Source organism: Pseudoscardovia radai, from assembly GCF_002259605.1.
GTDB classification, from domain to species: Bacteria; Actinomycetota; Actinomycetes; order Actinomycetales; family Bifidobacteriaceae; genus Pseudoscardovia; species Pseudoscardovia radai.
Genome location: NZ_MWWR01000003.1, coordinates 292288 through 304554, shown reverse-complemented (window position 1 = coordinate 304554; position 12267 = coordinate 292288). Strand labels below are relative to the sequence as shown.

Genomic DNA, 12267 nt, shown 5'->3' with positions numbered 1-12267 from the left:
CGACCGGCGAGACTCACTGTTACCGGCACCATCGTTGCAAACAGGCACCACCCCACCCCAACAGTGCCCCTCACTGGCACGCCAGCAACCAGCAAGACTCACCGTTACCGACACCATCGTTGCAAACAGGCACCACCCCACCCCAACAGTGCCCCTCACTGGCACGCCAGCAACCAGCGAGACCCACTGTTACCGACACCATCGTTGCAAACAGGCACCACCCCACCCCAACAGTGCCCCTCACTGGCACGCCAGCAACCAGCAAGACTCACCGTTACCGACACGAGCCATATCTCGACGATTGACAGCGCACCGAGACCCCGCACCCACTCCGGAGCCCACACCCACTCCGGGATCCACGCCCGGATCCGGAAGCGAAACCGGAATCCGCTTCGAGCGAAATCCCTTGCGATTGCACGCGACACACCGAATTTGGTGAATTGCAGGTAAACGGCATATTATTTTCGAGTTGTCATAAAGAAAACTTATGACACCGCGCCAGTAGCCCAATGGATTAGAGCAGCTGACTACGGATCAGCAGGTTGCAGGTTCGAATCCTGTCTGGCGCACATAAAGCCCGAGGCCGAATGGCTTCGGGCTTTTCAATTCCCACGCCATTCCGATTCTCGTAGAATTCACTCCATTCCCCTCCGTGGCCCAAGGCAATCATTCGCCCGGGCAATCCGCCTCCATGCGAATAGCTGTGCGGGCGGCGGATTATATGAACCGGGCGAGCAACACGATGATGGCGGCGAGCGCATCGACGGCGATGTGGAGGATGAGCATGACCCGGGAGAAATTTCGCAGGTTGGCGTTCTCCGCGGAGCTCGTCGAATAGAAGGTCGTGGCGACAAGACCCACGATGGGAAGGGAGAACAGGAGCAGGAACCCCACGTATTCCGACACCGTCAGCGGCCGGAACCGGACGGGCAGGTCGTTCTCATCGAAGTAGTCAAGGCGCAGCAACTGCTCCGGCGCAATGCCCGGGACCTGCACGGGATTCGGGGATGTGTTCCCGGCACCGTTGCCGTTCGCCATCGGCGCAGAATAGCCCGGCGCAGAATAGCCCGGCGCAGCGTAGGCGGGCGCAGAATACGCAGGCGCCGCACCATAGGCGGGCGCGGAGTTCAATGGCGCGGAGTTCGAGGGCGCAGCGCCTTCCGCCGGCGCGTAACCCGGAGCGCCATAGCCCGGCGCAGCGTAGGCGGCGTTCCGGGAATCGGGGTTCGGGGCAGACGATTGTTCCGAATAGTCGTTCTCGAAAACGGCGCGCCACGCCTCGGGGTCGGGAGACGGGGCAGCGGCGGCGCTTGGCATGCCAGCACCCTCGGGAATCGGTTCGCTCGTCGTCTCGTTGCCTTCCGCCATCGGATTCCTCCCTGTCCTCGGCATGACGCGCATTCGCGCGTCCTTGTGCATCGTATCGAAGTGCATCGTATCGAAACCGCGGCGACAGCGCCACCGCGTCGCCGCTGTGCCGGCACCGCATCAGCACTGCGTCACCGCTACGCCAACACGGCGCCAGCACCACGCCGGCACCGCGCCTCGTGTCAGGCCATGCTGATGGAGTCGAGCGGCATGGCTGAATCGATCGGGAAATCGGGCGACGACGGAGCCACGCCCGCCGTCACGAGATTCGATCCGAGCATGGCCACCATGGCGCCATTGTCGGTGCACAGCTTGATCTCGGGAATGCGCACGTCCACACCGGCTTCGCGCCCCGCCTCGGCGAGATGCTCGCGCAACTGCGAGTTGGCGGAGAATCCGCCGCCCACGATCAGCGTGTCGGAGCCGCGGCTGCGGCATGCATCGATCGCCTTCCTGCTGAGCACCGACGCCACCGACTGCGCCAACGACGCGCAGACATCGTCGACCGGAATGTCCTTGCCGTCGGCGCGGCGGCCCTCGACCCAGCGCGCCACGGCGGTTTTGACGCCGGAGAAGCTGAAATCGTAAGGATGCTCGGCGCCGGCACGGCCTTGCGTCAGACCCATGGGCACCTTCAATGCGGTGGGGTCGCCCAGGCGCGCGTGCCGGTCGATATGCGGCCCGCCGGGGTACGGGAAGCCGAGGAGTCGCGCCACCTTGTCGAAGCACTCCCCCGCCGCGTCGTCCAGCGTGGTGCCGACCACCTCGATGCTGCGCGCGATGTCGTCGATATGCAGCAGCGACGTGTGGCCTCCCGACACGATAAGCGCCATCGTGTTCTCGGGCAACGCGCCGAACTGCAGCTGCGTGACGCTGACATGCCCGATGACGTGGTTGATGCCGTAGATCGGCTTGTTGGCGGCCCATGCCAGGGATTTCGCGCCCGAAACGCCGACCGCAAGGCAGCCAGCGAGGCCGGGGCCGGCGGAGACGGCGATGGCGTCGATATCCGACAGGTCCATGTTCGCGTCGGCCAGCGCGCGGGAGACGACGGGAACGAAGGCCTCGGCGTGTGCACGGCTGGCGATTTCAGGGATGACGCCGCCGTAGCGCGCGTGCTCCTCCATGCTCGACGCCACGATGTTGCTGACAAGCGTGGTGCCGCGCACCACTGCGGCGGCGGTTTCGTCGCAAGTCGACTCGATGCCGAGGATGACGGGGCCGTCGGAGCCACCCGCCGCGGCGGGGATGCCCTTCATGATGTCGTCTGATGTCACGTCGCTCATCTCAATCCTTCCGTTCCTGCATCGTCTGTGTCTGCGCGGGTGTCTGCGCAGGTTGGTTCTGCGCAGTCCGGTCCTGCGCGGCCGTGTCTTGCGCGGGTTGGCCCTGCGCGGCCGGGGCGAAGCCGACGATGCGCTCGCCCAGCTGCACGGCCATCACGTAGGCGTCCTTGTTCTCGGGCTGATAATAGCGCCGCCTCAGTCCGATGCGTTCGAATCCACGCCTGCGGTACACCGCGAGCGCCGGTTCGTTGTCGGTGCGCACTTCGAGCAGCATGCGGCGCGCTCCGTCGGCCGTGGCATCCGCCAGAAGCCGGTCGAGCAGGCGTCCGGCGATGCCCTGGTTCTGCCATGCCGTCCCGACGCCGACGGTCATGAGCTCGGCGTCGTCGCCGTCGTACCAGTATCCGGCGTAGCCGCGCACCGTATCGTTCGCGCCGTCATCCGCACCTTCGTTCGCGTCATCGTTCGCGTCATCGTTCGCGTCATCGTTCGCCGGAATGACGTCGACGAGGTAATGGCGTGCCGGGGCGTGGAATTCCTCCTCGAGCACGGCTCGGCTCCATCCGCCGGCGCCGAACAGATCGGCCTCGAAGCGCGCGACCTGATCAAGGTCGGCTTCGGTCATGGCGCGGATCACCGGCCGGTCTCCTGCGCCAGATGGCGGGCGGCTTCCTTGCGAAGGTCCTCCTGCGTCATGACGGCCTTGAGCGGCGCGGGCTGCGACACGTCGGGGCGTCGCAGATACAACGGCTCCGTGGAGCAGGAGTCGCCGCGGTCGCGGTGCGCCGTGGCGAGGTTCGCCATGATGCGCGGTCCGTCCGCCCCCGCGGCGTACAGCGCGGAATCGTCGACGAGCTCGCCGAGCGCCACGATTCCCTGGAACGAGCTGGCGTAGCGGCGCGCGCCGGTGCCACAGACATCGACGACGATGCCGCCGCCCTCGGGCGTGTCGCGCCCGCGGATCCATTCATTGATGCGGTGCGCGATGACGCCGGCGCCGGCGATGTCCATGTCGAGGATCGTGCGGGGCACCGGGTCCCCGGGCACGCATTCGTACAGCGCGTAGTACAGCTGGCGGCGGCGTGCGTCATTGACGGCGAGCACGAGGTGGCGGCGGCCGTCCGGGTATTGCAGGCCGGCGCGCCAGACGGCCTGCGGTTCGAGGATGTTCTGTCCGAGCAGTTCGGCTCCGGTGGCGAAGGCGGCGGCGCGGGCGGCGACGATGCCGGCGCGCAGTCCGGTGAACGGCGCGGGGCCGGTGCCCACGACGATGCGGCGGATATCACCCGGCTCGAGGCCGGCCTGCGCCACGACGTCGGCGATGGCGGGCTGGAGCTTCTCCACATGGGCGCGCGAATCGGGCTCATGATGCGGTTCCCGTCCGACGATGCCGACGGTGGCGCCGAACGATGTGTCGATGACAAGGGTCGGGATGCCGTCCCCGTCGGTCGCGTTCCGCCTGTCCGTCCCGCTGCCTTCAGCGGATGAAGCGTTCATTGCTGTGACTTCCTTTCCTCGGTTTTCGCCGATGACGTGTGCACGTATCCACCTTATGCCATGCCATGCCTGCATGCATGGGGATCACGCAGTGGAATCACACAGTGGGTCACTCACCGGAATCGCGGTGCGCGACGGCATCCGCGAGGGCGTCGAGGCGGGAGCCCCATCCGCGCCCCGATATCGTGACGGTGCGCGTGCCGTCGCTTGTCAGGCTCCCCGACCCCATCGGGCGGTCGGTGACCGAGCGGTCGATGGTGACCTCGAGACGGGTGTCTGCCAGCTCGCCGGCCATGGCGGACCCCCATTCGATAAGCACCACGGTGCCGGGGCCAGGGTCCTCGAGCTCCTCGTCAAGGCCCAGCGACTCGAGTTCGTCAAGCAACCGTTCGGTGGCGACCTGCGGCTGGTCGTCGGAGCCGGGAAGGCGGTAGGCGTCGACGTGCACAAGCGTGGCAGGGGCTCCGCTGCCGGGAAAACGGCCATGCAGTTCGCGCGCGATGGTGAAGGTCGGAGACACGATGGGCCCGTCGATGCCGAGTCCTGCTCCGACGCCCTGAGCGAAGGTCGTCTTGCCGGCCCCGAGGGGCCCGGACAGGACGACGACGTCGCCGCCGCGCACCTGAGAAGCGATGGCCGCGCCCAGGGCATGCATGTCGTCGGTCGTCGGAACCGTGGTGACGATGGCGCCCGACGGCGTCCTGCCGGTTCGTGCGGCGGACGGCTGCATCGTGGCGTCATGCCCGGTCAGGGACGACGCCCCGCCGGCTGTTTCCGATTCGATTGCCTCGCTCATGCCAGGGCCCTTCCCTTCGTTCCGATGTATTCGATGGCACGCTCCAGTGAGTAGACCGGATCGCCGCCGTTGGATTTGCACGCCTGGTCGACCACCGCGAGCGCCTCGAAGCAGGTGCTCATGCCCGGTCCCGTCCATCCGCGCAGCTGCCCGCGGGCGCGGCGCAGCTGCCAGTCGGGCATGCCGGTCTCGGCCTCGGTGATGCTGCCGGAGTTGACGGCGGCGGCTTTGGCGAGCGCGCGCATCTTCATTGCGAGCGCGCCGACGATGGCCAGCGGATCCGTGCCCTGCTCCACGGCGGAGCGCATTTTCACGATGGCCAGCGGGACATTGCCCGCGAGGGCGAGGTCGGCCACCTCGAAGCCCGTGGTCTGGGGGTCTCCCGTCATGTATTCGTTGACGCGTTCGAGGCTCATGGGGTCATCGTCGAAATCGGAGCACAGCTGCTCGCACATCGCGTACAGTTCGCCGGGATACCGCCCCATGACGGCTGCCAACTGCTGCGCGGCGCGGATGTCGATGCGGCGGCCGAGCGATTCGAAGCGCTGCACCACGAAGTTGACGCGCGCCTGCGGTTTCTTGAGGTCGGGCACCTCGCAGCGGTAGGCGCCGGCCTTGCGCATGCGGTCGACGAGGCCCTTGCCCTTCTGCCCTCCCTCGTGGCGGCAGATGAGGATGCATTCGGCCGCCTCGGGGTCGGCGAACGCACGCTTCGTGTAGTCGACGATGCGGTCGGCCAGCGCCGGGTCGGCGTCCTGCAGATTCGACACGAGCACGATGGTGCGCGGCGCGAGAAGGGTGGGGCTGATGGCCTGGAGAAAGTCGGCGGCGGACGCATCCTTGGCGTCGAGTTGCGCGATCTCGGCGTCGGGCATGGCGGAACGCGCGGACTGGCGCATGTCCCTGACGGTCTGGGAGGCGAGGAACTCGTCGCCTCCGTAGACGATGTTGACAGGCGTGATTCTCATACCTGCTAATCTACACGCCCGCCCGCAGATCCGCGCTTGCCACGCTAGGTCGGGAAGAGCAGGTCGCGCGTCTCGCGCCACCATTGCCCGAGATTCTCCCGCGCCATGCCGGCACGGGACACGCCCGCGCCCGGCATGGCGTCGACCGTGCCCGGCATGGCGTCGGCCGCTCCGATCATGGCGGCAGTGCCCGGCATGGCGTCGACCGACCCATCGCGCGCATCCCTGCGGCGACGCCACAGGCGCATCGCGCGACGCGCCATCGCAATACCCAGAGCCACGGCAAGCTCAGTCCCCGCCATGGCGAAGGCGCCGCCCCACCCGGATGGCCATCGCACCACCGAGCCGGCTCCTCCAAGCCACAGGGCGCAGGACGCCATCAGGGCCGTGGCGCAGGACGCCATCCATGCGAAGGCGAAACCCAGCGGCGGCATCACGATGCTCACGGCCAGTGCGGCGAGCCCGCAGATGGTGCCGAACCCCACAAGAGGCGCCACCATCACGTTCGCGACGGGAGCAAGCAGCGGAACGCCGGATCCGAGCATCACCTGCACGGGAAGGGAGAAGGCCTGCGCCGCGAGGGTGACGGCGAGCGGCTCAGCCACGCACCGGGGCATGACGCGCCCCAGCGACCGGGTACATCGTGAACACAGCATCACGATGCCCGCCACCGACAGCACCGACAGAGCGAAGCCGTAGCTCAGCGCAAGCCCGGGCCTGACGATGACGGCAATGCAAACCGTCCAGCACAGGGCGCTCATGGCCTGGCCGCGCCGTCCCGCGCACAGGCAGGCGGCGGCGATAAGCCCGCCCGATGCCGCGCGCGTGATGGAGTCCGACGGCACCATGACAAGGCACAGCGCCGCATAGGCTCCCGCCAGGGCCAGGGCAAGAAGGCCACGCGGAGCCCGGACGCGGCGCATCAGCCATGTCACAATCGTGGCCAGGAGAACGAAATGCCCTCCGGACACCGCCATGAGATGCATGATGCCCGCGTTGCGGAAGCCGTCCGTCAGACCCGCCGCGTACACGGCGTCGACCGACCCATCGGGCGCGAGCGCATCGATGGCGCTGTTCTGCCCCATGACGCCGAGCGTCAGACCGGGAACGAGAACCCGCCCCTGCTCCGACAGTCCGTGCGTCACGGACAGGAAGGCATCCTGCAATCGTGTGACGCCCGACCGCAGCGCCGTCGGTGCGCGGATGGGCAGCCATCCCCTGACAGTCATCCACGCCGCCTCGCGCCCGTACTCAGGCTGCACCAGATCCCCCGACACCCGGTAGCGCCCGCCTGGGCGCAGGGCGCAGGCATCGGAACCAAGAAGAAGCCGCACCCTGGCGGATGATGGCTCCCTGACGCCGCCCGCTTCCATACGCTCAACGGTGGCCTGCGCCATGCACACGGATCCTCGACGGGTCGAGGCCTGCAACGGGGCGGTGATGCTGACATCCAACACCGCCGATCCTCCCCCGTCGGCGGCGATACGCGCGACGGCGTCATGCGTCGCGGAAAGCGTCATAAGACCCGCCGACAGCATGGCCACGGCACCCGCCGCAAGGATGGCGAGAGCCGTATGCCACGGCGGATGGGGCCACGCTCCACGCATGCCACGATGCCGACAACGCGCAGTCAGGCTCGTGCGGAGCACGGTGACGGCAACCGACCATGCCACGGCACACGCCGCCACCGCCGCACACGCCGCCGCCAGACCCGCCGTCTGCGCCAGACCGGCCGCAAGCCAGGTGGCGATGGCGGGCCCCATCATGCGGCAGTCATACAGACCGGGCTCAGGGACTGTGGCCGCACCACACTCCTGCTGCTCTGCAAGAGGTACAACAGGAGCCTTGCCGGGGCTGCCGGGGCTGCGGTGACGGCGCGCTGTGGAATCCGGATGCGTCATATGGTCACCTCCGGCCGTATTTTCTCCAGCGTCTTGGCGCCGATACCGTCGATTTTGAGCAGCTCGTCCACCGAGGTGAAACGACCATGCGCCGCGCGGTAGTCGAGGATTTTCTGCGCCGTGGCGGGCCCCACGCCCTTGATGGTCTGGAGCTCCTCTCTGGTGGCTGTGTTGAGGTTCACCTTCCCCGCGTCCCCGGGCGATGCGGCACCGGGTGCGCCACCGGTGTCGGTTGGCGCAGCGGAACCGGGCGCAACGGCATCGGGCGTACCGGAGGACGCGGCGCCGGGCGCAACGGCATCGGGCGTACCGGAGGACGCGGCGCCGGGCGCAGGCGACGCCGACGATTCCGCCGCGCCACCGGATTCGGCCATGGTGTGGCTCTCCAAAGAGTGCGCCGATCCGGCCCCCGTGTCGGACCGCGCGCTGGACCGGGTACCGGATTGGGTACCCGGTGCAGCGGCCACGCTTCCTTCGGCGACTTGGAGAATCGTGCTGCCCTGACGGACGACCAGCGCAAGACTGGCGGCAAGCGCCACCACAAGAACGAGGATGATGGCCATGCAGGCTCGCTGCGAGATCACCCATCGCGCGGCAGCCCCACTCTGCGGGGCCGTGTGGACCGATGTATCGGCGTCATGCGGGTCGACTCCAGACAGCATGGCGAGCATCGGTCTGGAGCCCGACCCCAACCCCAATCCCCGTGTTCCGCTCTTCTCGTCGTACTCGTCATTCTCGTACATCTCGCCATCTTCGTCATCCCAGAACTCCCCGCTTCCGCCGCGCTCGCCGTTTTCGCTGCTCCCGCCGCTCCCCCCGCTTTCGCCGCGTTCGCCAATCTCCCCGCTTTCGCTGCGCTTCCTCCTCTCACCGATCTCAGGAACCTTCGGGTCGTCGGCACTCGCGGAAACGGCGGAAACGCTAGCTATGGAGTCCGGCACCACTGCCTCCGCCGTGTCATCGCACCAAGGCTCCAACCCGTGGACCAGCGCAAGGCGCTCGCCGGGCGTTGCAACGGCGCACTCGGCCCCGCCGTCATGCAAGCCGGCTCCGTCGGCGGGATCCATGCGGTGTCCTGCGGGCCGCATCCGGCGGTCCGCCCGCGCATTCTCCCTCGGCATGCGCCGACGGTCGGGTGAATCGTTCCTCCACATGTTCGCCAGCATGGCATATTGTCCGACGACACGCCGACGCTTCGGGAATTGTGGACGAAGGTCACGCGCACACAGAACCCTGTGGATAACCCACCCGGCGGGTTCTCGTGGACCACGCAACACCGCGCAACAACGTGATGGAATTCATGTCCAGATTCCTCGGCCCTCTTCCAACAGTGCCCCTCGCTGGCACTGGAGCGACCAACCAAGCCCACCGTTATGCGAAGGCCCCGACGGGACGCATTCGTCACCCATCGGGGCCTTGTATCAACGTATCAGCGTATCAGCGCCGAAGCACACGCGCTCACACGCATCACGGAACGATCGACACGATCTTCGGAGCCTTGACGATCACCTTGCGCGGCTCCTTGCCGTCGAGAAGCGCCTGGATCTTCGGCAGCGCGAGCGCCTGCGCGCGCAGGTCGTCCTCGCTGATGTCGGGCGAGACCTCGAGCTTGCCGCGCACCTTGCCCTTGACCTGCACGACTGCCGTCACGGCGTCGGCGCCCACGAAGCGCTCGTCGGCCACCGGCCACGGCGCGTGAGCCAGCGACTCGTCGTGGCCCAGGCGCGCCCACAGCTCCTCGCACATATGCGGTGCGATCGGCGAGAGCATGAGCACGAGCGGCTCCACGGCGGCACGCGGCACGGAGTCGAGCGACGTCAGGTGGTTGTTGAGCACGATGAGCTTGGCGATGGCCGTGTTCGGGCGCATGTTCTCCATCTCCACGGTCACGTCCGCGATCGTGTTGTTGAGCAGCTTCGCGGTCTTCGCGTCGAGCGCATCATCGGTGACGGTCACCTTGCCGGTGGACTCGTCCACCACGTTGCGCCACAGGCGGGCGAGGAAACGCTGTGCGCCCACCACGTTGCGCGTGTTCCACGGGCGGGACTCGTCGAGCGGGCCCATGCTCATCTCGTAGACGCGGAAGGTGTCGGCGCCGTAGGTGTCGTACATGTAGTCCGGCGTGATGATGTTCTTGAGGCTCTTGCCCATCTTGCCGAACTCGCGGTTCACCTGCTCGCCGTCGTACCAGAAGGTGCCGTCCTTGTGCTCCTCCACCTCGGCGGCCGGCACGTACTGGCCGCGCTCGTCGGTGTAGGCGTAGGCCTGGATGTAGCCCTGGTTGAACAGCTTGTGGAACGGTTCGGGGGAATCGACGTAGCCCAGGTCGAAAAGCACCTTGTGCCAGAAGCGCGCGTACAGCAGGTGGAGCACGGCATGCTCGACACCGCCCACGTACAGGTCGACGCCGCCGGACTTGCCGGCCGTGGCGTTGTGGTCCGGGCCGAGCCAGTACTGGAACTCGTCCGGATCCACCGCGTGCTCGGCGTTCTTCGGGTCGATGTAGCGCATGTAGTACCAGCAGGAGCCCGCCCAGTTCGGCATCGTGTTGGTGTCGCGGTGGTACTGCTTCGGGCCGTCGCCGAGGTCAAGCGTGACGTTGACCCACTCGGGGTTGCGGCTCAGCGGGGCCTCGGGGTTGCTTTCGGCGTCCATCGGGTCGAAGGTGCGCGGCTTGTAGTCGGGCACGTCCGGCAGGTTGATGGGCAGCTGGTCGTCCGGGATGAGGTGCGGCACCTCGTTCTCGTCGTACACGATGGGGAACGGCTCGCCCCAGTAGCGTTGGCGGGAGAACAGCCAGTCGCGCAGACGGTAGGAGACGGTGCCCTTGCCCACGCCCTGCTTCTCGAGCCACGCGATGGTGCGCTCCTTGCCCTCGTCCACGGTCAGGCCGTTGAGGTCGAGGGTGTCGCCGCCGACCTCGGTGGCGTCCACATGCGAGTTCACGATATGCCCATCGTGCGAGGTATACGCGGCCTTGCCCTCGTAGTTGTCGAGCGAATCGCCGGATTCGGCGTCGGGCGCGACGGTGTAGATGACGGGCAGGCCGAACTTCTCGGCGAACGCGTAGTCACGGTCGTCGCCGCCCGGCACGGCCATGATGGCGCCGGTGCCGTAGTCCATGAGCACGTAATCGGCGGCGAAAATCGGCAGGCGCGCGCCGGTGATCGGGTTCACGGCGTACAGGCCGGTGAACACGCCGGTCTTGTCGCCTTCCTCGGCCACGCGGTCCTTCGCGGTCTTCGACTCGGCCTGCAGGCGGTAGGCGTGCACGGCCTCCTTCGGCGTGGCGTAGCCGCCCTTCCACGAGTCGGCGATGCCGTCCTCCCAAGCCTCGGGCACGTCGGCGAGCAGCGGATGCTCCGGCGACACGACGGCGAAGGTGGTGCCGAACAGCGTGTCGGGACGCGTGGTGTAGACCTCCATGTCGCGGTCACCGGCGGGGGTGGGCACGCGGAAGTGCACGGAGGCGCCATGGGACTCGCCGATCCAGTTGCGCTGCATGAGGCGCACCTTCTCGGGCCAGTCGATCATGTCGAGGTCCTCGATCAGACGATGCCCGTACGCGGTGATGCGCATGGACCACTGGCGCAGCTCGCGCTGGAACACCGGATAGTTGCCGCGCTCGGAGCGGCCCTCGGCCGTGACCTCCTCATTGGCCAGCACGGTGCCCAGACCCGGGCACCAGTTCACCGGCGACTTGGAGATGTAGGCGAGGCGGAAATCGTTGAGCACGTCGGCCTGCTCGGCCTCGGTCAGGGAATCCCACTGGCGGCCTTCGAAACCCGGAATCTGCTTGGCGCCGGAGCGGAACTTCTCGATGAGCTCGGACACGGGGCGGGCGGAGCCCTTGCCGCCGTCCTTGCGCACGAAGTCGGGGTCGTACCACGAATCGTAGATGCGGGAGAAGATCCACTGCGTCCAGCGCACGTAGTTCATGTCGGTGGTGGCGAAGCTGCGGCGCTCGTCGAGGCTCAGGCCCAGACGATGCAGCTGGCGGTGCATGTTCGCGATGTTCTGCTCGGTGGTGACGCGCGGATGCTGGCCGGTCTGCACGGCGTACTGCTCGGCGGGCAGGCCGAAGGCATCGTAGCCGAGGGCATGCAGCACGTTCTCGCCCTTCATGCGGTGGTAGCGGCTGACGACGTCGGTGGCGATGTAGCCCAGCGGGTGGCCCACGTGCAGGCCCTTGCCGGACGGGTACGGGAACATGTCGATGACGAAGTACGGCGGGCGTCCATCGGCGTTGCGGCCCTTGCCGTCCGTCAGCGCGCCCTTGACGTTGGCGGCCCAGAAAGTGCCTTCGTCATCCCACTTCTTCTGCCATTTCTTCTCGATCTCCTGTGCCATCGCCGCGTTGTAGCGGTATTCGGGCTCGCGATCTTCGGAAACACCGGACTCGGCCATTGTTCTCCTCACGTGCTGTGGCGCAACCCGCGCCGATTATGGAT

At 67.3% G+C, this 12267-nt stretch carries 8 protein-coding genes, 1 tRNA gene and 1 pseudogene; 1 reads left to right on the top strand and 9 read right to left on the bottom strand.

Going from position 1 to position 12267, the window contains the following annotated elements:
- Nucleotides 1–495 precede the first annotated feature (495 nt).
- A tRNA-Arg gene (locus tag PSRA_RS02225) sits at nucleotides 496–569 on the top strand.
- A gap of 148 nt (nucleotides 570–717) precedes the next feature.
- On the opposite strand, the gene PSRA_RS02220 is transcribed toward PSRA_RS02225, so the two are convergent.
- The 9 genes and pseudogenes from PSRA_RS02220 to leuS form a co-directional block, all read right to left on the bottom strand.
- The gene (locus PSRA_RS02220) at nucleotides 718–1368 is read right to left on the bottom strand and encodes a hypothetical protein (RefSeq protein WP_094660213.1); all 651 of its coding nucleotides are present in this window, start codon (nucleotides 1366–1368) and stop codon (nucleotides 718–720) included.
- Nucleotides 1369–1550: 182 nt separating this feature from the next.
- Nucleotides 1551–2627: a tRNA (adenosine(37)-N6)-threonylcarbamoyltransferase complex transferase subunit TsaD gene (gene tsaD, locus PSRA_RS02215; RefSeq protein ID WP_094660242.1), complete on the bottom strand. Its 1077-nt coding sequence runs from the start codon at nucleotides 2625–2627 to the stop codon at nucleotides 1551–1553.
- Nucleotides 2628–2655: 28 nt separating this feature from the next.
- On the bottom strand, nucleotides 2656–3279 hold the full coding sequence (gene rimI / locus PSRA_RS02210) for a ribosomal protein S18-alanine N-acetyltransferase (RefSeq protein ID WP_094660241.1): 624 nt from the start codon (nucleotides 3277–3279) through the stop codon (nucleotides 2656–2658).
- A gap of 8 nt (nucleotides 3280–3287) precedes the next feature.
- Entirely contained in the window at nucleotides 3288–4088 is an 801-nt protein-coding gene (tsaB, locus tag PSRA_RS02205; RefSeq protein ID WP_094660240.1) for a tRNA (adenosine(37)-N6)-threonylcarbamoyltransferase complex dimerization subunit type 1 TsaB, read from the bottom strand.
- A gap of 172 nt (nucleotides 4089–4260) precedes the next feature.
- The gene (gene tsaE / locus PSRA_RS02200; protein ID WP_094660239.1) at nucleotides 4261–4881 is read right to left on the bottom strand and encodes a tRNA (adenosine(37)-N6)-threonylcarbamoyltransferase complex ATPase subunit type 1 TsaE; all 621 of its coding nucleotides are present in this window, start codon (nucleotides 4879–4881) and stop codon (nucleotides 4261–4263) included.
- Between the two features lie 62 nt (nucleotides 4882–4943).
- Nucleotides 4944–5915, bottom strand: a complete 972-nt coding sequence (holA, locus tag PSRA_RS02195; protein WP_094660212.1) for a DNA polymerase III subunit delta — start codon at nucleotides 5913–5915, stop codon at nucleotides 4944–4946.
- 44 nt (nucleotides 5916–5959) lie between these two features.
- Complete coding sequence (locus PSRA_RS02190; RefSeq protein ID WP_094660211.1) at nucleotides 5960–7816, bottom strand: ComEC/Rec2 family competence protein; 1857 nt, start codon at nucleotides 7814–7816, stop codon at nucleotides 5960–5962.
- Nucleotides 7813–8004, bottom strand: a pseudogene (locus PSRA_RS09825) (ComEA family DNA-binding protein); the annotation flags it as partial. The gene PSRA_RS02190 and the pseudogene PSRA_RS09825, both read right to left, overlap by 4 nt.
- 1279 nt (nucleotides 8005–9283) lie before the next feature.
- Nucleotides 9284–12223, bottom strand: a complete 2940-nt coding sequence (gene leuS / locus PSRA_RS02180) for a leucine--tRNA ligase (RefSeq protein ID WP_094660210.1) — start codon at nucleotides 12221–12223, stop codon at nucleotides 9284–9286.
- Nucleotides 12224–12267: the final 44 nt, after the last annotated feature.